The organism is Citrobacter sp. Cpo103, assembly GCF_030332605.1.
Classification (GTDB): domain Bacteria; phylum Pseudomonadota; class Gammaproteobacteria; order Enterobacterales; family Enterobacteriaceae; genus Citrobacter; species Citrobacter portucalensis.
In genome coordinates this window covers 47,103-70,392 of record NZ_JAOWHO010000033.1, presented here as the reverse complement: position 1 = coordinate 70,392, position 23,290 = coordinate 47,103, and the positions used below count along the sequence as shown (strand labels likewise).

Annotated in this window: 22 protein-coding genes; 6 read left to right on the top strand and 16 right to left on the bottom strand. The window is 52.8% G+C overall.

Features of this window, described 5'->3' with window-relative positions:
* Window positions 1-22: 22 nt before the first annotated feature.
* The gene (gene soxS, locus OGX89_RS15225) at window positions 23-346 is read left to right on the top strand and encodes a superoxide response transcriptional regulator SoxS (protein WP_003031731.1); all 324 of its coding nucleotides are present in this window, start codon (window positions 23-25) and stop codon (window positions 344-346) included.
* 2 nt (window positions 347-348) lie between these two features.
* Here soxS and pdeC read toward each other — a convergent pair whose 3' ends face one another.
* A complete protein-coding gene (gene pdeC, locus OGX89_RS15220) occupies window positions 349-1,935 on the bottom strand; it encodes a cyclic di-3',5'-guanosine monophosphate phosphodiesterase PdeC (protein WP_003826627.1) in 1,587 nt (528 codons plus the stop codon).
* Between the two features lie 552 nt (window positions 1,936-2,487).
* On the opposite strand from pdeC, the gene OGX89_RS15215 reads away from it, so the two are divergent.
* Window positions 2,488-2,769, top strand: a complete 282-nt coding sequence (locus OGX89_RS15215; RefSeq protein WP_003826625.1) for a YjcB family protein — start codon at window positions 2,488-2,490, stop codon at window positions 2,767-2,769.
* A gap of 66 nt (window positions 2,770-2,835) precedes the next feature.
* Here OGX89_RS15215 and ssb1 read toward each other — a convergent pair whose 3' ends face one another.
* Window positions 2,836-3,360: a single-stranded DNA-binding protein SSB1 gene (gene ssb1 / locus OGX89_RS15210; RefSeq protein WP_003826621.1), complete on the bottom strand. Its 525-nt coding sequence runs from the start codon at window positions 3,358-3,360 to the stop codon at window positions 2,836-2,838.
* A gap of 251 nt (window positions 3,361-3,611) precedes the next feature.
* On the opposite strand from ssb1, the gene uvrA reads away from it, so the two are divergent.
* Complete coding sequence (gene uvrA, locus OGX89_RS15205; RefSeq protein WP_126957367.1) at window positions 3,612-6,434, top strand: excinuclease ABC subunit UvrA; 2,823 nt, start codon at window positions 3,612-3,614, stop codon at window positions 6,432-6,434.
* A 581-nt stretch (window positions 6,435-7,015) separates the two neighbouring features.
* Here the strand turns inward: uvrA and OGX89_RS15200 are convergent.
* The 5 genes from OGX89_RS15200 to dnaB all read right to left on the bottom strand — a co-directional run bounded on the left by OGX89_RS15200 (window position 7,016) and on the right by dnaB (window position 12,360).
* Entirely contained in the window at window positions 7,016-7,372 is a 357-nt protein-coding gene (locus OGX89_RS15200; RefSeq protein WP_008786927.1) for an MmcQ/YjbR family DNA-binding protein, read from the bottom strand.
* Between the two features lie 127 nt (window positions 7,373-7,499).
* On the bottom strand, window positions 7,500-8,213 hold the full coding sequence (gene aphA / locus OGX89_RS15195; RefSeq protein WP_126957369.1) for an acid phosphatase AphA: 714 nt from the start codon (window positions 8,211-8,213) through the stop codon (window positions 7,500-7,502).
* A 184-nt stretch (window positions 8,214-8,397) separates the two neighbouring features.
* On the bottom strand, window positions 8,398-9,591 hold the full coding sequence (tyrB, locus tag OGX89_RS15190; protein ID WP_060683094.1) for an aromatic amino acid transaminase: 1,194 nt from the start codon (window positions 9,589-9,591) through the stop codon (window positions 8,398-8,400).
* Between the two features lie 128 nt (window positions 9,592-9,719).
* Window positions 9,720-10,799, bottom strand: a complete 1,080-nt coding sequence (gene alr / locus OGX89_RS15185; RefSeq protein ID WP_003826612.1) for an alanine racemase — start codon at window positions 10,797-10,799, stop codon at window positions 9,720-9,722.
* A 145-nt stretch (window positions 10,800-10,944) separates the two neighbouring features.
* The gene (gene dnaB, locus OGX89_RS15180) at window positions 10,945-12,360 is read right to left on the bottom strand and encodes a replicative DNA helicase (protein ID WP_003826610.1); all 1,416 of its coding nucleotides are present in this window, start codon (window positions 12,358-12,360) and stop codon (window positions 10,945-10,947) included.
* A 64-nt stretch (window positions 12,361-12,424) separates the two neighbouring features.
* Here dnaB and OGX89_RS15175 point away from each other — a divergent pair, with 64 nt between their 5' ends.
* The gene (locus OGX89_RS15175) at window positions 12,425-13,408 is read left to right on the top strand and encodes a quinone oxidoreductase (protein WP_123269156.1); all 984 of its coding nucleotides are present in this window, start codon (window positions 12,425-12,427) and stop codon (window positions 13,406-13,408) included.
* Window positions 13,409-13,587: 179 nt separating this feature from the next.
* Here the strand turns inward: OGX89_RS15175 and pspG are convergent, their stop codons facing one another.
* From pspG to OGX89_RS15160, 3 genes are all read right to left on the bottom strand, one after another.
* The gene (gene pspG, locus OGX89_RS15170) at window positions 13,588-13,830 is read right to left on the bottom strand and encodes an envelope stress response protein PspG (protein ID WP_003031713.1); all 243 of its coding nucleotides are present in this window, start codon (window positions 13,828-13,830) and stop codon (window positions 13,588-13,590) included.
* A gap of 133 nt (window positions 13,831-13,963) precedes the next feature.
* Window positions 13,964-14,962, bottom strand: a complete 999-nt coding sequence (dusA, locus tag OGX89_RS15165; RefSeq protein ID WP_126957371.1) for a tRNA dihydrouridine(20/20a) synthase DusA — start codon at window positions 14,960-14,962, stop codon at window positions 13,964-13,966.
* A gap of 107 nt (window positions 14,963-15,069) precedes the next feature.
* Entirely contained in the window at window positions 15,070-15,558 is a 489-nt protein-coding gene (locus OGX89_RS15160) for a cupin domain-containing protein (protein ID WP_126957373.1), read from the bottom strand.
* 115 nt (window positions 15,559-15,673) lie between these two features.
* On the opposite strand from OGX89_RS15160, the gene zur reads away from it, so the two are divergent.
* Entirely contained in the window at window positions 15,674-16,192 is a 519-nt protein-coding gene (gene zur, locus OGX89_RS15155; protein ID WP_003031709.1) for a zinc uptake transcriptional repressor Zur, read from the top strand.
* A gap of 48 nt (window positions 16,193-16,240) precedes the next feature.
* On the opposite strand, the gene OGX89_RS15150 is transcribed toward zur, so the two are convergent.
* From OGX89_RS15150 to OGX89_RS15135, 4 genes are all read right to left on the bottom strand, one after another.
* On the bottom strand, window positions 16,241-16,450 hold the full coding sequence (locus tag OGX89_RS15150; RefSeq protein WP_003031706.1) for a CsbD family protein: 210 nt from the start codon (window positions 16,448-16,450) through the stop codon (window positions 16,241-16,243).
* A 136-nt stretch (window positions 16,451-16,586) separates the two neighbouring features.
* Window positions 16,587-17,906 carry an MATE family efflux transporter DinF gene (dinF, locus tag OGX89_RS15145; protein WP_126957375.1) on the bottom strand — a complete coding sequence of 440 codons (1,320 nt, stop codon included), beginning with the start codon at window positions 17,904-17,906 and terminating at the stop codon, window positions 16,587-16,589.
* A 131-nt stretch (window positions 17,907-18,037) separates the two neighbouring features.
* A complete protein-coding gene (gene lexA, locus OGX89_RS15140) occupies window positions 18,038-18,646 on the bottom strand; it encodes a transcriptional repressor LexA (RefSeq protein ID WP_003826596.1) in 609 nt (202 codons plus the stop codon).
* A 109-nt stretch (window positions 18,647-18,755) separates the two neighbouring features.
* On the bottom strand, window positions 18,756-19,124 hold the full coding sequence (locus OGX89_RS15135) for a diacylglycerol kinase (protein WP_003826594.1): 369 nt from the start codon (window positions 19,122-19,124) through the stop codon (window positions 18,756-18,758).
* A gap of 170 nt (window positions 19,125-19,294) precedes the next feature.
* Here OGX89_RS15135 and plsB point away from each other — a divergent pair, with 170 nt between their 5' ends.
* Window positions 19,295-21,715 (top strand): glycerol-3-phosphate 1-O-acyltransferase PlsB, encoded by a 2,421-nt coding sequence (gene plsB / locus OGX89_RS15130; protein WP_003826592.1) that lies wholly within the window; start codon window positions 19,295-19,297, stop codon window positions 21,713-21,715.
* A gap of 56 nt (window positions 21,716-21,771) precedes the next feature.
* Here the strand turns inward: plsB and ubiA are convergent, their stop codons facing one another.
* Window positions 21,772-22,644 carry a 4-hydroxybenzoate octaprenyltransferase gene (ubiA, locus tag OGX89_RS15125; protein WP_003826589.1) on the bottom strand — a complete coding sequence of 291 codons (873 nt, stop codon included), beginning with the start codon at window positions 22,642-22,644 and terminating at the stop codon, window positions 21,772-21,774.
* Window positions 22,645-22,657: 13 nt separating this feature from the next.
* Window positions 22,658-23,155 (bottom strand): chorismate lyase, encoded by a 498-nt coding sequence (ubiC, locus tag OGX89_RS15120; RefSeq protein ID WP_003826587.1) that lies wholly within the window; start codon window positions 23,153-23,155, stop codon window positions 22,658-22,660.
* Between the last annotated feature and the right edge of the window lie 135 nt (window positions 23,156-23,290).

The following is a 23,290-nucleotide window of genomic DNA, read 5'->3' as shown; positions in this document are numbered from 1 at the left end:
ATACTGAGAAAGAGGCAGCCCTATGTCCCATCAGCAGATTATTCAGACCCTTATTGAATGGATTGATGAACATATCGATCAACCGCTGAACATTGAGGCGGTGGCGAAAAAATCAGGTTACTCGAAGTGGTATTTACAAAGAATGTTCCGCACGGTGACGCGCCAGACCTTGGGTGACTACATCCGCCAGCGTCGACTTTTGCTGGCCGCCGTTGAACTACGGACAACTGAGCGACCTATTTTTGATATCGCGATGGATCTTGGTTATGTGTCGCAACAAACCTTCTCGCGTGTGTTTCGCCGCGAATTTGATCGTACTCCCAGCGACTACCGCCATCGTCTGTAAGATTATTGCCCGCTCTGCGTCAGTATGGCGGGCGACCGTTGTATCCAGTGCATGAACTCCTGCGGCGGCAGCGCCTTCGCAAAATACCAGCCCTGACAATACTGTACGCCGCGTTCAAGCAGCCATTCGATTTGCTCCTTCGTTTCCACCCCTTCCGCAATCGTCTTCAGGTGTAAGCTTTGTGCCATCTCAATAATATGTTCGGCAATCAAGTGACTGGTGCTATTAGTGGACAACGTGCTAATAAACGATTTGTCGATCTTCAGGATATCGACATTCAGCGCTGACAAATTATGCAGATTGGAATACCCCGTGCCAAAATCATCAAATGCCACTTCATAACCCGCCTTGCGGAACGCCTGGATTACGGGGGTCATTTTATGTACATCTATGAACCCACGCTCGGTCACTTCGACTTTAATTTGCTGGGCCGCCACGGAGTACTCACGATTTTTGTCGTTAATCAGAGCAATCAATCGGGATGAATGAAAGTCAGAAGCGGAAAGGTTAATCGAGATAGAAAGCTGAGGATGCGCCGAAAGAAAATACCCCAAATCGTTGAACACCTCTTCAACGACATAATCCGTGATCCGCTCAATCATTCCCTCTTTTTCAGCCAGTGGAATAAACTCCGTCGGGCTCATCACCTCACCTTTACAGCCCGGCCAGCGCAGCAGAGCTTCAGCACCAACACATTGCCCATTCTTAATATCAATGATCGGCTGGTAATGCAGGCAAAGCTGACGTTTTTTGATCGCGCGTTTTAATAAGCGCCGGGGAGATAAGTATTCCTGGCGCGTGCGCCACCACATTAGCAGTATCAGGATGCTGCAGATAATCCCGAAGGGAATGGTTAATGCCGCCTCGTGATAGAAAATCTGACTTACGCGGTTGTCTGAGGTCGACACTATAATCGCAATTGGACGTTTTTCTGAATGCACGATGGTGTAGAAGCGATCGTCTTGTTGAAAGGTCGAGGCTTCACCGCGTATGAGCGGCGCGAATTGCGCAATATTCGCCGCTTCGCTGGCAGAGAAAAACGTATCTGTTACTGTGTCATACACGCCCCATGAGAGATCCGGATCATCTGACATGACTTCGCTGTAGGACAATGGATTGATGACTGCGACGTAGTTCCCGCGTTGCATGTACGTCATTCTGTAGCCAGCGAAAAAAGGGGTATCGCGGTAGTAATAGATGGAGATATCCGGCGTACGTTTATAATCGGCTGTCGGCATAATATAAGTAACAGGCGGCGCCATCGACGTAGAGCACAAAAAGTGATCGCCCTGCGCATAAATTAGCTCACTGATATATAAACGACCGCGAATAATATTTAGCATACTTTTCTGATGTGCCGGGGTACACATCTTACCCTGATACAACTGGGCCATATCACGCGCCAAATCAGCTTGTAGGATCACCAATTCTGTTTTATTTAACACCAGTTGAGCAAAAGAGCGGAGTTGGCTATGGGTTTCGGTCATCGCCCGGATGTGTGCAAACCATATCGCCAGCACCACGGGGAACAATACCACCATGAATGTTCCCAGGAACTTCAGCAGCTTGCGTCGCGCTCTGTGATTCATGTCAGCCCTATTTCCCTGTTTCGTATATGCCAGAACCCATCAAGGCAGGATGCTATAAACACCGACTGATTAAGTTGCATGAATCTATCAGTATTAGCAACAGACTTCTCTATGTAAAAGTCTGATAATAGTTGATGATGATATTATTTTTCCGTAAGGCAAACTTAAAGTCATGCTTATTTCATAACGTTATTATCCCCAAGGAGTAATTTTTTATGAGCATTATCCTGGCTGCGTTTAAGAAATTCATTAAAGTTTTTTAACGTTTAATTTAGGATAAATATAACAAGTAGATTAAATGCATGTTTAAAGCATGGTTATTTTTTATCAACCCTTCATTAAATAAAGCCACACATTTAAAGTGGTTTTAGCCCTACAAAAATAACGTCCAATGGTGGTGAACAAACGACCAGTTGTGATATAGTTCACAAAAATCATGTAACAGAAACAATGTTTCATTCATGTTATTGCCCGTCGATAGCCAGAGTATCACACCCTCGGTGAACACCCCCGCGCTGTCCTGGGCATCCAGACTTTCTGAGGACGTTTTTCATGGCGACAATAACAACTGGCGTGGTTCTTCTGCGGTGGCAACTACTCAGCGCGGTGCTGATGTTTTTAGCCAGTACGCTCAATATCCGTTTTCGTAAATCAGATTATATTGGCCTGGCCGTCATTAGCAGCGGTTTGGGGCTGGTTTTTGCCTGCTGGTTTGCGACTGGATTGCTCGGCATAACCCTGGTGGATATGTCCGCTATCTGGAAGAACATTGAAACCGTGATGGTTGACGTGATGAGCCACACACCGCCAGATTGGCCGATGGTGTTGAACTGATAACAAAATTGCATATGGCTACCCCAGTCTTGAGGTAGCCATTATTTTCAGCGTAACACAGTGGGATTAGAACGGAATATCGTCGTCGAAATCCATCGGCGGCTCGTTAGACGGCGCAGCCGGAGCTGACTGTTGCGGACGAGACTGCGCGCCGCCGCTGAACTGGTTGCCACCCTGCGGCTGCTGAGGTTGACCCCAACCGCCCTGCTGCTGACCGCCACCTGCCGGAGCACCACCACCCTGACGACCACCCAGCATTTGCATGGTGCCGCCAACATTAACCACAACTTCTGTGGTGTACTTTTCTACGCCGGACTGATCGGTCCATTTGCGGGTACGCAACTGACCTTCGATATAGACCTGAGAACCTTTACGCAGATATTCGCTGGCCACTTCCGCCAGTTTGCCAAACAGCACAACACGGTGCCATTCAGTCTGCTCTTTCATTTCACCGGTCGCTTTATCACGCCAGGATTCGGAAGTAGCCAGCGTAATGTTGGCAACTGCGCCACCATTCGGCATATAGCGTACTTCCGGGTCCTGGCCCAGATTACCGACGAGAATCACCTTGTTTACGCCTCTGCTGGCCATGATCGTGTCTCCTGAAAAACGTTACTGAATAAGTGTAAGCGCGGGATTGTAGCATTTCCAATAGCGCTTTTACTACGTTGCGAAGTTGATTCCAGTAAACAACCCCAGCCAGACATTGTTGCACAGACGTCTGCGTTTTGCATTCCAATACTGTATATCCATTCAGGTCAGGTTGTGTCATAATTAACCGTTTGTGATCGCCGGTAGCACCATGCAGCCAGGCAAAAAAGCGTTTAATCCGGGAAAGATGAATGGATAAGATCGAAGTTCGGGGCGCCCGCACCCATAATCTCAAAAACATCAACCTCGTCATCCCGCGCGACAAGCTGATTGTCGTCACCGGGCTTTCGGGCTCAGGCAAATCTTCGCTCGCTTTCGACACCTTATATGCCGAAGGGCAGCGTCGTTACGTTGAATCCCTTTCCGCGTACGCGCGTCAATTTCTGTCGCTGATGGAAAAACCGGACGTCGACCACATTGAGGGGCTCTCTCCTGCCATCTCAATTGAACAAAAATCGACGTCCCATAACCCGCGATCCACGGTAGGTACAATTACCGAAATTCACGACTATCTGCGTCTGCTGTTTGCCCGCGTTGGCGAGCCGCGCTGTCCGGATCACGACGTTCCCCTGGCAGCGCAGACCGTAAGCCAGATGGTGGATAACGTCCTGTCGCAGCCGGAAGGTAAGCGTCTGATGCTGCTGGCGCCGGTGATTAAAGAGCGTAAAGGCGAGCACACCAAAACGCTGGAAAACCTGGCAGGCCAGGGCTATATCCGCGCCCGTATCGACGGTGAAGTCTGTGACCTTTCCGATCCGCCCAAGCTTGAGCTGCAAAAGAAACACACCATTGAAGTGGTGATTGACCGCTTTAAAGTCCGTGACGATCTCACCCAGCGCCTGGCGGAATCCTTTGAAACCGCGCTGGAACTGTCCGGCGGTACGGCGGTCGTTGCCGATATGGACGACCCGAAAGCGGAGGAGCTGCTGTTCTCCGCCAACTTCGCCTGCCCTATCTGCGGCTATAGCATGCGCGAACTGGAACCGCGGCTGTTCTCGTTTAACAACCCGGCGGGTGCGTGTCCAACCTGTGACGGTCTCGGCGTGCAGCAATATTTCGATCCTGATCGGGTGATCCAAAACCCGGAACTGTCGCTGGCCGGTGGTGCTATCCGCGGTTGGGATCGCCGTAACTTCTATTACTTCCAGATGCTTAAGTCTCTGGCGGAACACTATAAATTCGACGTTGAAGCCCCGTGGTCCAGCCTGAACCCTGCCGTGCATAAAGTGGTACTGTACGGTTCCGGTAAAGAGAATATCGAATTTAAATACATGAACGATCGTGGTGATACGTCCGTACGTCGCCATCCGTTCGAAGGCGTATTGCACAATATGGAGCGCCGCTATAAAGAGACGGAATCCAGCGCAGTACGTGAAGAATTAGCCAAGTTCATCAGTAACCGACCTTGCGCCAGCTGTGAAGGGACGCGTTTACGCCGGGAAGCTCGTCACGTATTTGTTGAAAATACGCCGCTGCCTGCGATTTCTGACATGAGCATCGGTCATGCAATGGATTTCTTCAACAATCTGAAGCTTGCGGGTCAGCGGGCGAAGATTGCCGAGAAAATTCTTAAAGAGATTGGCGATCGTCTGAAGTTCCTGGTCAACGTCGGCCTCAACTACCTGACGCTATCGCGTTCGGCAGAAACACTCTCCGGCGGTGAGGCCCAGCGTATTCGTCTGGCAAGCCAGATCGGCGCGGGTCTGGTCGGTGTAATGTACGTGCTGGATGAGCCGTCTATTGGCCTGCACCAGCGCGATAACGAACGTCTGCTGGGTACGCTTATCCACCTGCGTAATCTGGGTAATACCGTTATTGTGGTCGAGCACGATGAAGATGCAATTCGCGCTGCTGACCACGTTATCGATATCGGCCCCGGTGCTGGCGTTCACGGCGGTCAGGTCGTCGCCGAAGGGACGCTCGACGACATCATGGCAGTGCCTGAGTCGCTGACCGGCCAGTACATGAGCGGTAAACGCAAGATTGAAGTGCCTAAACAGCGCGTTGCGGCTGACCCAGAGAAAGTACTGAAACTCACCGGCGCACGCGGTAACAACCTGAAAGATGTCACCCTGACGCTGCCGGTAGGTTTATTTACCTGCATTACCGGGGTTTCCGGTTCGGGTAAATCGACGCTGATTAACGACACACTGTTCCCGATTGCACAGACGGCGCTAAACGGTGCGACGCTGGCTGAACCTGCGCCGTATCGCGACGTTCAAGGCCTGGAACATTTCGACAAAGTGATCGACATTGACCAAAGCCCGATTGGCCGTACGCCGCGCTCTAACCCGGCAACCTACACCGGGGTGTTTACGCCAGTGCGCGAACTGTTTGCCGGTGTACCGGAGTCACGCGCACGCGGTTACACGCCGGGGCGTTTCAGCTTTAACGTCCGTGGCGGACGCTGTGAAGCCTGTCAGGGCGACGGCGTGATCAAAGTCGAAATGCACTTCCTGCCGGATATCTACGTGCCGTGCGATCAGTGCAAAGGCAAGCGCTATAACCGCGAAACGTTAGAAATTAAGTACAAAGGCAAGACTATCCACGAAGTGCTGGATATGACGATTGAAGAAGCACGTGAGTTCTTCGATGCCGTTCCGGCGCTGGCGCGTAAGCTGCAAACGCTGATGGACGTTGGCCTGACGTACATTCGACTGGGTCAGTCCGCTACTACGCTCTCGGGCGGTGAAGCACAGCGCGTGAAGCTGGCGCGCGAACTGTCCAAACGCGGTACCGGGCAAACGCTGTATATTCTCGATGAGCCGACCACCGGTCTGCATTTTGCGGATATTCAGCAACTGCTGGACGTGCTGCATCAGCTCCGGGATCAGGGCAACACCATCGTGGTGATTGAGCACAATCTGGACGTGATTAAGACCGCAGACTGGATTGTCGATCTCGGTCCGGAAGGCGGCAGCGGCGGCGGCGAAATCCTTGTCTCCGGCACACCAGAAACGGTCGCTGAGTGTGAAGCCTCACACACAGCCCGCTTCCTCAAACCACTGTTGTAATTACGCAACACTTGTCTGGCCTACAGAATATGCATGAAGCTTGTAGGCCGGATAAGGCGCTTGCGCCGCAGCCGGCAACCGTTGTGCCTGATAGCGCTACGCTTATCAGGCCTACAAAACTACAGACCAGGCATGAAGCTTGTAGGCCGGATAAAGCGCTTACACCGCATCCGGCTACGGTTGTGCCTGATGGCACTGCGCTTATCAGGCCTACGAAACTACAGACCAGGCATAAAGCTTGTACGCCGGATAAGGCGCTTGCGCCGCATCCGGCAACCGTTGTGCATGATGGCACTGCGCTTATCAGGCCTACGAAACTACAGACCAGGCATAAAGCCTGTAGGCCGGATAAGGCGCTTGCGCCGCATCCGGCAACCGTTGTGCCTGATGGCACTGCGCTTATCAGCGCCTACGAAACTACAGACCAGGCATAAATCTTGTAGGCCGGATAAGGTGCTTACGCCGCATCCGGCAACCGTTGTGCCTGATGGCACTGCGCTTATCAGCGCCTACGAAACTACAGAATATGCATAAAGCCTGTAGGCCGGATAAGGCGCTTGCGCCGCATCCGGCGAAACGGATCAGGGCTGCGTCAGTATCCGGCGTTTATCTTCCGGCAACGTGTTCACTGCCTGCTGATAAGAGGCGTCGACCAGATAATAAATCTGTGAATCCGGCAGCGAGCCGTCCAGATACACCGTACTCCAGTGCGCTTTATTGAGATGCCTGCTTGGCCGAACATCGCTATGCTGCTGGCGCAACAGTTCTGCCAGTTCAGGGCTGGTTTTCAGAGACACCGCCGGGCGTTCTTCCACCTCTTTTACCATGGCAAAAAGCACATCTTCGACTTTGATTTGCGTGGCCTTCCAGTCACTGTGAACGCTCTGCTCCGCGCCCGTTTTTGCCATGCAGTATTGCAGCAACTCCGAATTCGTCATCTTTATTCCCCTTACCAGCATATTGCCTCATGAGAACATCTTTTATTCAGTGTGCAGCAAGTCCGCAAAAGGTAAAAGCCAGCAATGTAAATTTGTTTAAAAAAACAGCAATCCGCAGCCAGCGTCCTCAATATTCCGAGTTGACGATCACCTCTTCACCAAACGCACCGGCCTGTGGCAACGGCTTATAAGTGGAGTTAGAGGCGCGCAAAATGCGAATACCGCGAATACCCACGTCGCGAGCAGCGGTAATGTCATTATCGGAGTCACCGTAGAACATGCGGATATTTTTATCCTGCAGCCACTGCATTTTGGTGTTCTGACCCGGCTTGTCGCCGGCAAAAATGACCGGATTCATATTTCCAGCTGGGATGTGAAAGTTATCAGACAACGTTTTCGACACCGTTTCAGTCTTCGTCTGGCTACGCCCGGTCACGAAAAAGATGCTGTCACCGCGACGCACGTGCATATCAATCAGTTGGCGCGCGACTTCTTTTGGAATACTGAACTCGTCCCAGCCATTGTTCATTTTTTCCCAGAAGGCCGGATTCTTCAGGTAATCCTCACTGTCCGGAGAATACGTTTTTTTACCGCGCCAGAAGCCTGGGCTGGAAAAGAGGACTGTGTCATCGATATCAAACCCGACGGCCATCGGCGGACGTCCGGTCAGGCTGTTTTCAATTTGTGCCACGGAGACCCAGTGAATGGGAGCCTGCTCAGCGAGCTTTGCAACGTTAGTGCCTGGATTGAGCTGAGAGGGAGAAGAAACGAGTGCCTGGGCTGGCTGATTTAGCGTGAACAATAAACAAACGGCACTCAGTGCCAACGTAAACTTGCGCATATTTTTCCCTAAGTAGTCAGTTAGTTATCATTTTTTTATTAACAACTGGTCAAAAAACTATCTGACCTTACCCCTTAGGGGGAGGGAAAGGAAGGATTTTCTCTGGTTTTGTCCTGGAAAAGGAGCACGATCACATTGGAAAACAGGCCTGATGGCGCGACGCTTATCAGGCCTGCAAAGTCGGTTACATGACGGCGGCAAATGCCTTCGCCACGCGCTGCACGTTACCGTGATTCAACCCGGCCACGCACATGCGACCGCTGGCGATCAGGTATACACCGAACTCATCGCGCAGACGATCAACCTGGGCTGCGCTAAGCCCGGTATAGCTGAACATCCCGCGCTGTTGTAGCAGGTAGTCAAAGTTACGGCCTGGGATCTCCGTATTCAATACGTTAACCAACTCCTGGCGCATCGCCAGAATGCGGGTACGCATCTCTTCAACTTCCGCCTGCCAACTGGCTTTCAGCGCGTCATCACCCAGTACCGCGGCAACTACCTGCGCACCAAAGTTTGGCGGGCTGGAGTAGTTCCGACGCACCGTCGCTTTTAGCTGCCCCAGCACGCGGCTAGCGGCTTCAGCGTCTTCACATACCACTGACAGTCCGCCGACACGCTCGCCGTATAAGGAGAAAATCTTCGAGAATGAGTTACTGACCAGAGCAGGCAATCCGGCGCTGGCAATGGCGCGAATCGCATAGGCATCGTCTTCCATTCCACCACCAAAGCCCTGGTAAGCAATGTCCAGGAACGGAATCAGATCGCGTGCTTTCAGGATCTCAATAACGCTATCCCACTGCGCAGGCGTTAAATCCGCCCCTGTCGGGTTATGGCAGCACGGATGTAGCAGCACGATGCTGCGCGCCGGTAGGGTATTCAGCGTTGCCAGCAGGTCGTTGAAACGCACACCGTTGGTCGTGTCGTCATACCATGGGTAAGTGCTTACTTCGAATCCGGCACCTTCAAAAATCGCGATATGGTTTTCCCAGGTCGGATCGCTGACCCACACGCCAGAATCAGGGAAATAACGTTTCAGGAAGTCTGCGCCAACCTTTAACGCACCGGAGCCGCCCAGCGTCTGAATGGTTGCGACGCGCTGCTGCTGGAGAACCGGATGTTCTGCGCCAAACAGCAGCGGCGCAATAGTATGGCGATACGTGTTCAGACCTTCCATCGGCAGATACAGCGAAGCGCCATGCGGTTTGGCATTGAGGCGGGCTTCCGCTTCTGCCACAGCTTTAAGCTGAGGAATAATGCCGTCTTCGTTGTAATACAGGCCGATGCTGAGATTCACTTTGTCGCTACGTGAATCTTCTTTGAAGCGCTCCATGAGCGATAAGATCGGGTCGCCGGCGTAGGCGTCAACTTTTTGAAACACGTGTGGTTCTCCGGGTTTACAGGCAGGGGTTAAGAACACAATAAACCGGAAGTGGGAGAAGATCGAGAGGATGTTGAGAGGAATATTGCCGGAAGGCGGCGTAACCACCTGTCCGGCACATCATGCTGCTAATCGATATACTTCATCGCTACCCTTGAGGTCAGGCGCGTAATAAGTTCGTAAGCACTTACTTTCGTCATTTCAGCAATGCGTTCAACGGGCAAGCCCTCGCCCCACAGAATCACCGAATCGCCGGCTTTATCCTGCGCTTCGGGGCCTAAATCGACGCAGATCATATCCATCGCGACGCGACCGACGATCGGCACTTCACGGCCATTGACCAGTACCGGCGTCCCCGAAGGCGCTGCGCGCGGGTAACCATCTCCATAGCCCATCGCTACCACGCCAAGACGCGTGTCGCGCTCACTCAGCCAGGTTCCACCATAACCAACCGGCTCCCCCGCTTTGTGCTCGCGCACCGCAATCAGGCTTGAGGTCAGCGACATTACCGGCTGGCAGCCAAAATCAGCGCCGATGGAGTGATTTTCCAGTGGCGATACGCCATACAGAATCAGCCCCGGACGCGCCCAGTCGAAGTGAGACTGCGGCCACAGCAAAATACCACCCGACGCGGCAATCGAACGCTGCCCCGGTTTGCCTTCACAAAAACTGTTGAAGATATCGAGCTGTTTTTCGGTCGCGCCACACTCAGGCTCGTCCGCGCGAGCAAAGTGGCTGACGATATTGACCGGTTGGCGCACGTTTTCACACTGTGTTAAGCGCTGATAAAACGCCTCGGCCTGCTCAGGGCGTACGCCCAGGCGGTGCATACCGGTGTCGAGCTTCATCCAGACGGTAACGGGTTCAGCCAGTTTAGCGGCTTCCAGGGCTTCGAGCTGCTCCTGGTTGTGGACGGCAGTATGCAGACGCTGCGCGGAAATAGTCGGCAGATCGGAGGCATCAAAAAAACCCTCCAGCAGCAGGATGGGCTGCGTGATCCCTCCCGCTCGCAAGCGCAGGGCTTCTTCAAGACGAGCGACACCAAAAGCGTCCGCATCGGGGAGCGTTCGCGCGGTCTCTAACAGACCATGGCCGTAGGCGTTCGCTTTCACGACCGCAACCAGTTTGCTGGCTGGAGCCAGTTCACGCAGACGTTGCAGGTTGTGTCGCAGAGCGCGGCGGTTAATGACTACAGTTGCCGCTTGCATTTGTATTCCTTTATAAAAGAATCTTCTAAATCATTCGTGTTGCTGGAGGGCGACAAGCCAGAGAATCCCCGGAAGCTTAGTAAACTAAGTGATCGGGGTGAACGGGCGTAGTCAACACATCTGCAGCATGAAGGATGACGGAGATTTATTCGTCGTCGTATTGTGGGCCCGCATAGTTATCGAAGCGCGACCACTGACCGTTAAACGTCAGGCGCACCGTACCGATCGGGCCGTTACGTTGCTTACCAATAATGATTTCTGCGATCCCTTTCAGGTCGCTGTTTTCGTGATAAACCTCATCACGATAGATAAACATGATTAAGTCGGCATCCTGCTCGATGGAGCCGGACTCACGCAGATCCGAGTTGACCGGACGCTTGTCGGCACGTTGTTCCAGAGAGCGGTTAAGCTGCGACAGCGCCACCACCGGCACATGCAGTTCTTTCGCTAACGCTTTCAGCGAGCGGGAGATTTCTGCAATTTCCAGCGTACGGTTGTCGGAGAGCGACGGCACGCGCATCAGCTGCAGGTAGTCGATCATGATAAGTCCGATACCGCCATGTTCACGGGCGATACGACGGGCACGCGAGCGCACTTCCGTAGGCGTCAGGCCGGAGGAGTCATCAATATAGATGTTTCGTTTCTCCAGCAAAATACCCATTGTTCCGGAAATTCGCGCCCAGTCCTCATCATCCAGTTGACCGGTACGGATTTTGGTTTGGTCGACGCGTGAGAGCGAGGCCAGGGAACGCATCATGATCTGTTCTGAGGGCATTTCAAGACTAAAGATAAGAACCGGCTTATCCTGCAACATCGCCGCATTTTCGACGAGGTTCATTGCAAATGTCGTTTTACCCATCGACGGACGCGCGGCGACAATAATTAAGTCTGACGGCTGCAAACCAGCCGTCTTTTTATTGAGGTCGTCATAACCGGTGTTCACTCCGGTGACGCCGTCGTGCGGCTGCTGGAACAGTTGCTCGATACGCGCGACGGTTGCGTCGAGCACATCGGTGATATTTTTCGGGCCTTCGTCTTTATTAGCGCGGCTTTCCGCGATTTTAAAGACGCGGGATTCCGCAAGGTCCAACAGATCTTCACTGGAGCGTCCTTGCGGATCAAAACCGGCTTCCGCGATTTCGTTCGCAACTGAAATCATGTCACGAACAACGGCACGTTCGCGGACGATATCCGCATAAGCGCTAATATTCGCCGCACTTGGCGTATTTTTAGATAACTCAGCCAGGTAAGCAAAACCGCCGACGCTGTCCAGTTGTCCCTGAACCTCCAGCGACTCTGCCAGCGTGATCAGATCGATGGGTTTTCCCATCTCCTGCAGGCGATGCATTTCCGTGAAGATATGCCGGTGTGGTCGGGTATAAAAATCTTCCGCCACCACACGCTCGGCGACATCGTCCCAGCGTTCGTTATCCAGCATTAAACCGCCCAACACCGACTGTTCCGCTTCAATCGAGTGCGGCGGTACTTTCAGCCCGGCGACCTGGGGATCGCGCTCACGAGCATCAGTCTGTTGTTTGTTGAAGGGTTTATTTCCTGCCATAGTGAATGGAGTTACCGAGATAATGATTGGGTCGAAAGATTACCACATTTCTTTTGGAGGAAGCATGGCAACACGTATTGAATTTCACAAGCATGGTGGCCCTGATGTACTCAAGGCGGTGGAGTTTACGCCCGTAGACCCGGCGGAAAACGAAATCCAGGTCGAGAACAAAGCGATTGGGATCAACTATATCGACACCTACATCCGCAGTGGTCTTTATCCACCGCCTTCCCTGCCCAGCGGTCTGGGTACCGAAGCCGCAGGCGTGGTCAGCAAAGTCGGCAGCAAAGTGACACACATTAAAGCTGGCGATCGCGTGGTGTACGCCCAGTCTGCCCTTGGCGCCTACAGCTCAGTGCATAACGTTCCGGCCGATAAAGCCGCCATCCTGCCTAACGCTATCTCGTTTGAACAAGCTGCCGCCTCGTTTCTTAAAGGGCTAACCGTTTTTTATCTGTTACGTAAAACGTATGAAATTCAGCCTGATGAGCCGTTTTTGTTCCATGCGGCTGCGGGCGGCGTCGGCATGATTGCCTGCCAGTGGGCAAAAGCATTGGGTGCGAAGCTGATTGGTACCGTCGGCAGTGCGCAAAAGGCGCAAATTGCGTTGCAGGCTGGCGCATGGCAGGTCATTAACTATCGTGAAGAGAGCATTGTTGAGCGAGTGAAAGAGATAACTGGCGGTAAAAAAGTGCGGGTGGTGTATGACTCGGTAGGGAAAGATACCTGGGAAGCCTCGCTGGATTGTTTACAGCGCCGGGGACTAATGGTCAGCTTTGGTAATGCTTCCGGGCCGGTGACTGGCGTGAACTTAGGCATTCTGAACCAGAAAGGTTCGCTGTACGTGACCCGTCCTTCACTCCAGGGGTATGTCACCAATCACCGCGAATTAACCGAAGCCAGCAATGAGCTATTCTCGCTCATTGCCAGTGGAGTGATCAAAGTGGATGTCACGCCTGGTCAGACGTTCGCACTGCACGATGCACAGCGTGCTCATGAAGTACTGGAAAGCCGGGCCACGCAGGGATCGAGTTTGCTGATTCCGTAAGATGACGGGGAAAGAAAGAATTAGGGCTTCCCGTAGGAAGCCCTTTCTTTTTTTAGTTCGGCTGTATGTAGGGTACAGCTCGATGAATTCGTTAACCTGGCAATAGTGACAGATTTGATAATCAATTCCTATTTGGTTCTAAAGGCAATGTTGCAGGTTGTGACGTACCGCTCAATACCTTAGTAAAACCGGCGGTTATTGCGCTGATACTGTGGGACTTTTGGCGCTTTTATCGCCTTGATAACCCACACCACGGCAACAGCCAGTAGCAGCCAGGGCAACAGTTTAATCATCAAGGCAAATAGTCCGCCCAGAAACATCACTGCGGTGGCTACGACCAATGCGGCCAGAACGCCCAGCAAAGAAACGCCGGTGACCATCAGCATGATAAAAAATCCAATCACAAAAAGTAGTTCCAGCATGGCTCTCTCCCGAAATGAAATTCTCTCCATTGCTTTACAAGAAACATGCCAAAAATAATGCGTTGATTTATAAAGAAAACGCCCCGCGACAAAGCGCAGGGCGTGGTGAAATTAACTAACTTTTGGTGAAAACTTAACGCTTGTCTGCCACCAGCTTCAGCGCGTGCTCCAGAACGTTAATATCTGCCCCGGCTTTATGTGCATTCTCGCTCAGATAGCGACGCCACTGACGGGCACCAGGGATCCCCTGAAACAGCCCCAACATATGGCGTGTCACATGTCCCAAATAGGTTCCCTTACTCAGTTCACGCTCAATATACGGGTACATGGCACGCACCACGGCGACTGGATCGGTATCTTCGGTGGTAGCTGCAAAAATCTCGCGGTCAACGGACGCCAGAATGCCTGGGTTTTGATACGCCTCACGCCCCACCATCACGCCATCCATATGTTGCAGATGAATTTTCGCTTCTTCCAACGATTTAATGCCGCCGTTGATCGACATCATCAGATGCGGAAAATCACGCTTTAACTGATAAACACGGTCATAATCCAGCGGTGGAATTTCGCGGTTTTCTTTCGGGCTTAACCCTGACAGCCAGGCCTTGCGGGCGTGAATGATAAACATCTCACATTCGCCTTTGCCAGATACCGTGTTGATGAAATCGCAGAGGAATTCGTAGCTATCCTGGTCATCAATACCGATACGAGTTTTCACCGTTACCGGAATCGACACCACGTCGCGCATTGCTTTGACGCAATCGGCGACCAGTTGCGCATTCCCCATCAGGCAGGCGCCAAACATGCCATTCTGTACGCGGTCGGAAGGACAACCCACGTTGAGGTTAATTTCGTCGTAGCCCCGCTGTTCAGCGAGCTTTGCGCACTGCGCCAGCGCCGCAGGATCGCTCCCGCCCAGTTGTAATGCGACCGGATGTTCTTCTTCGCTATACGCCAGATAATCGCCTTTACCATGAATGATTGCGCCAGTGGTTACCATCTCCGTATAGAGCAGCGTCTGGCTGGACAGTAAACGTAAAAAGTAGCGGCAGTGTCTGTCCGTCCAGTCGAGCATCGGCGCGATAGAAAAACGATGAGCGGGAAAAGCGGTAGACTGAGATTCAGGCAGCATGGCGAATATTCAAGCATCCGGTTAAAAAAGGGGCGCTACTATAGCATAGACCGTTACGATAGTGAGCCACATCCTCGCGGCTCACTCCCCCTGACCCTAAACAAAAGCTATTTACACCCCGGTTTTCCGTCGTGAGATCCAAAAAACTGCGGCGGATGGTCGACCCAGCGATCCTCACGTGTAGCGGCATAGACCGGGTTAAGCGGATAATAAATGCGGTTGTATTTTTTGTTCGCCTCACCCACGACTAACAGGCGCACCTCTTCACTAGTGTTATTGATAAAGGTATGGCACACGCCTGTACCTGCAGGGAAACCGACGCTGTCGCCCGGTTCCAGCTTCCATAAATACCCGTTAATCCAGACCTCAGGATAACCTTCCAGCACGTAGATAAATTCTTCTTCATCGCTTTCAGCGTGCGGGTACGACGTGCGCCGACCCGGCGGCAGGCGTTCATGATGAATGCCGAGTCGTCCTAACCCCAACTTGCGGGCAAGCGGCGCGCCAATAGCAAATAGCTCATCGCTGTCAGGATAAGTGGAGTCATCAGCCCCCTCAACCTCACGCCAGTGGCGAATACAATCGGGTCTTTTCATGGTTATTTTCCAGTATTGCGATGCGTCAGGTATAGCACACCACGGTGGATCTCGGTGTTTTAAGCAGAACATGTTAAAGTAAGGGATTAACCTTCCACGCAAATCGAGGCGCCAAATGGACAAAACCACTACGCAAGAGTTATTGGCTCAAGCTGAAAAACTCTGCGCGCAACGCAACGTGCGGCTTACGCCACAACGCCTCGAAGTACTGCGCCTGATGAGCCTGCAGGAAGGTGCGATCAGCGCCTATGACCTGCTCGACCTGCTGCGGGAAACCGAGCCGCAGGCTAAACCACCTACCGTATATCGTGCGCTCGATTTTCTGCTGGAACAAGGTTTCGTGCACAAGGTGGAATCCACCAACAGCTATGTGCTTTGTCATCTGTTCGATCAGCCAACCCACAGTTCTGCAATGTTCATTTGCGACCGCTGCGGCGTGGTAAAAGAAGAGTGTGCGGAAGGCGTTGAAGACATTATGCATACGCTGGCGGCAAAAATGGGCTTTGCACTGCGGCATAACGTTATTGAAGCCCACGGGCTGTGTCCGGCCTGTGTGGAAGTTGAATCTTGCCGCCATCCTGGCGAGTGCCAGCATGACCATACGATTCAGGTGAAGAAGAAGGTTGGGCGCTAGGTAAGCGGGAGAGCGTACATCCTTGTACTCTCAGGAGGGAAGGGTTAATTACCAGCGGTAATCATTACGTTTTTCCCAATCGTTAACTTCTTTCTCCGCCTGATCTTTCGCGTAACCGTAACGCTCCTGGACTTTACCGACCAGTTGGTCACGTTTACCTTCAATGACCGTCATATCATCATCGGTCAGTTTGCCCCATTGCTCTTTCACTTTACCTTTAAACTGCTTCCAGTTGCCGCCGACTTCGTCTTTATTCATCATCAAGTCCTCATCGTTAGGTTGTGAATAGCGAGAGTGCCATGTCCAGACACATGCTGTTTTTGCTGGACGTGAGAATAAGTGTAGTCAGTGATTCTGGGTTTTATTTACTATTCGGAATTTTTAACCATCCCGCTCAGGCAAACCAGGTTCCATTACGCCAGTGACGTCGCCAGATAAAGGCCAGTGAAAGCCCGCGCAACGCCAGGAAAACCGTTAACGCCAACCACAAGCCATGGTTTCCCAGCCACGGCAAAGTCAGCAGCGTTAATGCAAATCCTGTGGCAGCAACGGCCATACTGTTGCGCATTTCTGCCGCGCGCGTCGCGCCAATAAACATTCCGTCGAGCAGATAACACCAGACACCCACCAGCGGTAACACCACCTGCCAGAAAAGATAGCGATCGGCCAGCAGTTGGATTTGCGGCAGCGAGGTCAGTAGCGCAACAATCTGCTCGCCAAACAGGGCATAAACCAACGAGAACAAAATAGCCACAATACCGGACTGTCGGCAGGCCGCCCGCCAGACGTCCAGCAACTGGCTACCATCTCGCGCCCCATAGGCCTGGCCCGAATGCGCTTCCACGGCATAGGCAAATCCATCCAGCGCGTAGGCGGTAAAGGTTAGCAGGGTCATCAGAACGGCATTAACCGCAATGATATCGCCTCCCAGACGCGCACCCAGCACCGTGATAGCGCCAAAACAGAGCTGCAGCAGTAGCGAGCGCAACATGATGTCACGGTTAAGTGCCAACAAACGGCGGAAGTTGCCACGCCACGCCTGCTTCAGCATTGCCAGCGAAATTCCGCGCATATGCTGGACTTTGCGCACCATCATCAGGCCGATCAGCAAGGTGGCATATTCAGCAATCACCGTTGCCAGTGCCGCACCCTGCACGTTCATATGCAGGCCCATAACCAGCCATACATCAAGCACAATGTTGAGAATATTGCCGACAATCAACAAGATAACCGGCGCACGCGCATACTGAACGCCAAGCAGCCAGCCGAGCAGCACCAGATTCGCCAGCGAGGCGGGTGCGCTTAACCAGCGAATTTCGAGGAAACGTCGGGCCTGCTCCAGTACCGCTTCACTTCCGCCAACAATGTGCAGAGCCAGATCGATAATTGGCGTACGAAACAGTGCGATAAGCAACCCCGCTCCCAGCGCCAGCATGAGCGGCTGCACCAGTGCGCGCGCCAGCGCCTGTGGATTTTTCGCACCAAATGCCTGTGCGGTCAGACCAGTGGTACTCATGCGCAAAAAAAGCAGCAGCATAAAAAGAAAACTGGTTGCCGTGGCACCAACCGCAACACCGCCAAGATAGACTGGACTATCCAGATGACCAATCACCGCAGTATCCACCAGTCCCAGCAGGGGAACGGTGATATTGGAGAAGATCATCGGTAAGGCGAGGTGCCAGAGTGCTTTATCAGAAGAGGTAAAGAAAGGCATACAGGAGGGCCTGAGAAGAAGTTAGACGTACTGGACAATGTGATGCAGGCCCGGCAAGCGCAGCGCTACCGGGCACGTTGCCGGATGGCGACGTCATCGTCTTATCCGGCCTACAGGGATTCAACAGAAAATTACAGCCATTCACCGTTACGAATGACGCCTACTGCCAGCCCTTCAATAGTGAAGTTTTGTTCGCGCAGGTCGACAACGATAGGTTTGAATTCGCTGTTTTCTGGCAAGAGTTCAACCTTGTTGCCCTGCTTTTTCAGACGCTTAACCGTAACTTCGTCATCAATACGGGCAACAACAACCTGGCCGTTACGCACGTCCTGGGTCTTATGCACAGCGAGTAAATCACCGTCCATAATCCCGATATCTTTCATCGACATACCGCTAACGCGCAGCAGAAAATCGGCGTTCGGTTTGAACAGTGAAGGATCGACCTGATAGTGGCCTTCAATGTGCTGCTGCGCCAAAAGTGGCTCACCGGCTGCCACGCGCCCCACAAGCGGTAACCCTTCTTCTTCTTCCTGCAACAGTCGAATACCGCGCGATGCGCCGGATACAATTTCCAGCACACCTTTACGCGCCAGCGCTTTCAGGTGTTCTTCAGCTGCGTTTGGGGAACGGAACCCCAAACGCTGCGCGATCTCCGCACGCGTCGGTGGCATACCTGTCTGGCTGATGTGATCTCTAATGAGATCAAACACCTCTTGTTGCCTGGCCGTTAACGCTTTCATTCCGCCCCCTGGGTGTATATACAGTTATGCTGTGAGTATATACAGCTAAAGGCGATTTTGGAACCGCAAACTGCACAAAAAACAGGAGATTTATGCAGTTGTGGAAGCCTTATCGCAAATGCGACCACAACAGAATGCCCCAGGTGATCAGCGCGACAAAAATAGACAGCAATACCGCTGCCGACCCCATATCTTTCGCCCGACCGGAAAGTTCGTGGTACTCAGAACCAATACGATCAACTACCGCTTCAATCGCACTGTTGAGGATTTCAACGATCATCACCAGCATCACAGAACCGATCAACAACACGCGGGTAATTGCATCAACATCCAGCCAGCAGGCGATAGCGACGCCCAGCAGGACGGCAACACTTTCCTGACGGAATGCCGCCTCATTAATCCATGCAGCGCGAAAACCTTTCCAGGAATAACCTGCTGCTTTGATAATTCGGGTGAATCCAGTGGTATTATTGGCCATCAAAAAGAACCTTTTTACATTATTAGCGTCAATGTCATTGTAACGTTACCCCGTTTGTTCAGGGTGTGGCAAAGCAGCGCGAAGTATGACCGGATACCACAGAAATTCACTAAACTTTCTGATATCCTTGCAGCGCATTTGCATTATTAACCAGAGGCTTTACATCGTTTATGTCCGGCTGGCCACGAATTTACTACAAATTACTGAATTTACCATTAAGCGTCCTGGTAAAAAGCAAGTCTATTCCAGCAGAACCTGCTCCGGAATTGGGACTCGATACTTCGCGTCCCATTATGTACGTCCTACCGTACAATTCGAAAGCAGACTTGCTGACGCTGCGTGCCCAATGTCTGGTGCACGACCTCCCCGATCCCCTGGAACCACTAGAGATAGACGGAACGCTGTTACCGCGCTACGTGTTTATTCACGGCGGTCCGCGTGTATTCACCTATTACACGCCGAAAGAAGAGTCTATCAAGCTGTTCCACAACTATCTCGACTTGCATCGCAGCAATCCAGATCTGGATGTGCAGATGGTGCCGGTTTCGGTGATGTTTGGCCGTGCGCCGGGGCGTGAAAAAGGCGAGGTCAATCCGCCGTTACGTATGCTAAACGGCGTACAGAAATTCTTTGCGGTGTCCTGGCTGGGTCGCGACAGTTTTGTCCGTTTCTCCCCGTCGGTCTCTCTGCGCCGTATGGCGGATGAACACGGTACGGATAAGATCATCGCCCAGAAGCTGGCACGCGTGGCGCGTATGCACTTTGCTCGCCAGCGCCTGGCCGCTGTCGGCCCGCGCCTCCCTGCCCGCCAGGATCTGTTTAATAAACTGTTAGCTTCAAAAGCGATCGCTCGTGCGGTAGAAGATGAAGCGCGCAGTAAAAAAATCTCCCACGAAAAAGCGCAGCAAAATGCCATTGCGCTGATGGAAGAGATTGCCGCCAACTTCTCCTACGAAATGATTCGTCTGACGGACCGTATTTTGGGCTTTACCTGGAACCGTCTGTATCAGGGGATTAACGTTCATAATGCTGAACGTGTACGCCAGTTGGCGCACGATGGGCATGAAATCGTGTACGTTCCGTGCCACCGCAGCCATATGGACTATATGCTGCTGTCGTACGTTCTGTACCATCAGGGTTTGGTGCCGCCGCACATCGCAGCCGGTATCAACCTGAACTTCTGGCCAGCGGGTCCGATTTTCCGCCGTCTGGGCGCGTTCTTTATTCGTCGTACCTTCAAGGGCAACAAGCTCTATTCCACCGTATTCCGCGAATACCTGGGCGAGCTGTTCAGCCGCGGCTACTCGGTTGAGTACTTTGTCGAAGGGGGCCGTTCACGTACCGGTCGTCTGCTCGACCCGAAAACCGGCACGCTGTCGATGACTATTCAGGCGATGCTGCGCGGCGGTACGCGCCCTATTACCCTCGTACCTATTTACATCGGCTATGAGCACGTAATGGAAGTGGGCACCTACGCGAAAGAGCTGCGTGGCGCGACGAAAGAGAAAGAAAGTCTGCCGCAAATGCTGCGTGGCTTAAGCAAGCTGCGTAACCTGGGTCAGGGCTACGTCAACTTTGGTGAACCAATGCCATTGATGACTTACCTCAACCAGCATGTGCCGGAGTGGCGTGAATCTATTGACCCTATCGAGTCGATCCGCCCGGCCTGGTTGACACCGACGGTGAATAACATTGCCGCCGATTTGATGGTACGCATTAACAACGCAGGCGCGGCCAACGCCATGAACCTGTGCTGTACTGCGTTACTGGCTTCCCGCCAGCGCTCTCTGACCCGTGAACAGCTAACCGAACAGCTTGACTGCTACCTGAGCCTGCTGCGCAACGTGCCGTACGCGGCGGATGCTACTGTTCCTGCGCAGAGTGCCAGTGAACTGATCGACCACGCCTTGCAGATGAATAAGTTTGAGGTCGAGAAAGACACCATCGGTGACATCATTATTCTGCCGCGCGAGCAGGCGGTATTGATGACCTACTACCGCAATAATATTGCGCATATGCTGGTTCTGCCTTCGTTGATGGCAGCCATTGTGACTCAGCATCGTCGGATTTCACGCGCCGCGTTGCAGCAGCATATTGATGCGCTGTACCCGATGCTAAAAGCGGAGCTGTTCTTACGCTGGGAGCGTGATGAGCTTGCCGGGGTAATTGACGAACTGGCCAGCGAAATGCAGCGCCAGGGACTCATCACCCTGACCGATGACGAACTGCATATCAATCCAGCCCGCTCCCGCACGCTACAGCTGCTGGCGGCAGGTGCTCGCGAGACGTTGCAGCGCTACGCCATTACCTTCTGGCTGCTGAGCGCGAACCCGTCCATCAACCGTGGCACGCTGGAAAAAGAGAGCCGCACCGTGGCGCAACGCCTCTCAGTGCTGCACGGCATTAACGCGCCGGAATTCTTCGATAAAGCCGTGTTCAGCTCTCTGGTGCTGACGCTGCGTGACGAGGGATTCATCAGCGATACCGGAGATGCCGAACCGGAAGAGACGATGAAGATCTATCAGATGCTGGCCGAACTGGTCACGTCAGATGTGCGTCTGACTATCGAGAGCGCCACTCAGGGCGAGTAAGCATAAAAAAACCGGTCGAAATGACCGGTTTTTTTATTTTGCAGGCTAAGCCAAAATCAAAAATGCCAGTAGCTCATTGCCAGGCCTAAGAACAGCACCAGACCGACGTAGTTATTGTTCATAAACGCTTTAAAGCAGGCATCACGTTCACGGTTGACGATCAGTTTCTGCTGATAGACAAACAGCGCGCCCGCCACCAGCAGAGACCAGTAATAGCCCAGTCCTAACCCGTTTAACCAGCCCACCAGCGCCATCAGCACCAGCACGCCTACCTGCAAAATACCAATAATCAGCTTGTCGTTCTGACCGAACAGGATCGCGGTCGATTTAATGCCGATCTTCAGGTCATCATCCCGGTCAACCATGGCGTACTGCGTATCATAAGCCACCGCCCAGAGAATATTCGCAAGGAACATCAGCCAGCAGCTCAGCGGTACGGACTCACTCACGGCGGCGAACGCCATCGGGATCGACCAGCCAAACGCCGCCCCCAGCACCACCTGCGGCAGATGCGTATAGCGCTTCATAAACGGGTAAACCCACGCTAATGCTAATGCCGCAACGGATAACAAAATGGTCATCGTGTTGAGGGTCAAAACCAGCAGGAAGGCCAGCAGCACCAGTACCACAAACAGCGTTCGGGCTTCTTTCTCGGTGACAGCCCCGCTCGGCAGCGGTCTATTCGCGGTGCGTTTGACGTGCCCGTCAAATTTCCTGTCGGCATAATCATTCACCACGCATCCGGCGGCGCGCATTAACCAAACGCCAGCGACAAAAACCGCCAGGATCCACAGTTGCGGCATGCCTGGGGTCGCCACCCACAGTGCCCACAGCGTAGGCCAGAGCAGCAGTAAGGCGCCGATTGGCTTATCCGTACGCATCAAGCGGTGAAACGCCAGCAGCTTATTCTGCGTCAGACTCCACTCCATCTTTATCTTCCTCTCAGTACAACGGCGACGCAGGCAGAAAAAGCTCGGTAAGCATCAGTGGCTTACCGCTCAGCCGCAGGCGGGAACGACGCCCCCACAGCGCTGCATCGCGGCCAATCTCAATAAAATCTCGGGTCAATGTCGATGACGTAAACAGGTAGCGTCCGAGCGGGGTTTTCCCAAGGTTCTGTAAGGCCAGTTCAGGGCCGCACAAGGTTGATTCAGGCACCACAGTCCGTCCGGCAAGCCAGGGTTCACCATCCGCGCATAACAGGATTTCACGTAACCAATAACGAGACTCTTTAGGCAGCAGCGTCAGTTCTTCAGCCACCTCATTTTGCCCAACGAATTCTTCGCGAATCAACGTTACGGTGACCTTTTTCCCCTGCTGCTCAAAACGTTTGGTCATGGAATCTTCCAGTAACAACCAGTCGAGCAGTTGGGCGTCCAGCGCTGGGATCGCATCAAAATAACGCAGCGCACGCAGTTGCGTTAACGCAGGGTGTGGCATGCCTTACTCTCCGATTTATAACCTGAAGGCATTGTATCGCAGAAAAGGCATTACGGGGTGAGCAAACACGATTAAGTGATCGGTAGGGCAACATAAGTGTAACAATTAGCACCGAAGGATAAAAAAAGGTGCGCC

What these genes read in the sequence shown, in the direction of transcription:
- soxS (WP_003031731.1), top strand. Translation starts at nt 23, where the DNA reads ATGTCCCATCAGCAGATTATTCAGACCCTTATTGAATGGATTGATGAA.
- pdeC (WP_003826627.1), bottom strand. Translation starts at nt 1,935, where the DNA reads ATGAATCACAGAGCGCGACGCAAGCTGCTGAAGTTCCTGGGAACATTC.
- OGX89_RS15215 (WP_003826625.1), top strand. Translation starts at nt 2,488, where the DNA reads ATGGCGACAATAACAACTGGCGTGGTTCTTCTGCGGTGGCAACTACTC.
- ssb1 (WP_003826621.1), bottom strand. Translation starts at nt 3,360, where the DNA reads ATGGCCAGCAGAGGCGTAAACAAGGTGATTCTCGTCGGTAATCTGGGC.
- uvrA (WP_126957367.1), top strand. Translation starts at nt 3,612, where the DNA reads ATGGATAAGATCGAAGTTCGGGGCGCCCGCACCCATAATCTCAAAAAC.
- OGX89_RS15200 (WP_008786927.1), bottom strand. Translation starts at nt 7,372, where the DNA reads ATGACGAATTCGGAGTTGCTGCAATACTGCATGGCAAAAACGGGCGCG.
- aphA (WP_126957369.1), bottom strand. Translation starts at nt 8,213, where the DNA reads ATGCGCAAGTTTACGTTGGCACTGAGTGCCGTTTGTTTATTGTTCACG.
- alr (WP_003826612.1), bottom strand. Translation starts at nt 10,799, where the DNA reads ATGCAAGCGGCAACTGTAGTCATTAACCGCCGCGCTCTGCGACACAAC.
- dnaB (WP_003826610.1), bottom strand. Translation starts at nt 12,360, where the DNA reads ATGGCAGGAAATAAACCCTTCAACAAACAACAGACTGATGCTCGTGAG.
- OGX89_RS15175 (WP_123269156.1), top strand. Translation starts at nt 12,425, where the DNA reads ATGGCAACACGTATTGAATTTCACAAGCATGGTGGCCCTGATGTACTC.
- pspG (WP_003031713.1), bottom strand. Translation starts at nt 13,830, where the DNA reads ATGCTGGAACTACTTTTTGTGATTGGATTTTTTATCATGCTGATGGTC.
- dusA (WP_126957371.1), bottom strand. Translation starts at nt 14,962, where the DNA reads ATGCTGCCTGAATCTCAGTCTACCGCTTTTCCCGCTCATCGTTTTTCT.
- OGX89_RS15160 (WP_126957373.1), bottom strand. Translation starts at nt 15,558, where the DNA reads ATGAAAAGACCCGATTGTATTCGCCACTGGCGTGAGGTTGAGGGGGCT.
- zur (WP_003031709.1), top strand. Translation starts at nt 15,674, where the DNA reads ATGGACAAAACCACTACGCAAGAGTTATTGGCTCAAGCTGAAAAACTC.
- OGX89_RS15150 (WP_003031706.1), bottom strand. Translation starts at nt 16,450, where the DNA reads ATGAATAAAGACGAAGTCGGCGGCAACTGGAAGCAGTTTAAAGGTAAA.
- dinF (WP_126957375.1), bottom strand. Translation starts at nt 17,906, where the DNA reads ATGCCTTTCTTTACCTCTTCTGATAAAGCACTCTGGCACCTCGCCTTA.
- lexA (WP_003826596.1), bottom strand. Translation starts at nt 18,646, where the DNA reads ATGAAAGCGTTAACGGCCAGGCAACAAGAGGTGTTTGATCTCATTAGA.
- OGX89_RS15135 (WP_003826594.1), bottom strand. Translation starts at nt 19,124, where the DNA reads ATGGCCAATAATACCACTGGATTCACCCGAATTATCAAAGCAGCAGGT.
- plsB (WP_003826592.1), top strand. Translation starts at nt 19,295, where the DNA reads ATGTCCGGCTGGCCACGAATTTACTACAAATTACTGAATTTACCATTA.
- ubiA (WP_003826589.1), bottom strand. Translation starts at nt 22,644, where the DNA reads ATGGAGTGGAGTCTGACGCAGAATAAGCTGCTGGCGTTTCACCGCTTG.
- ubiC (WP_003826587.1), bottom strand. Translation starts at nt 23,155, where the DNA reads ATGCCACACCCTGCGTTAACGCAACTGCGTGCGCTGCGTTATTTTGAT.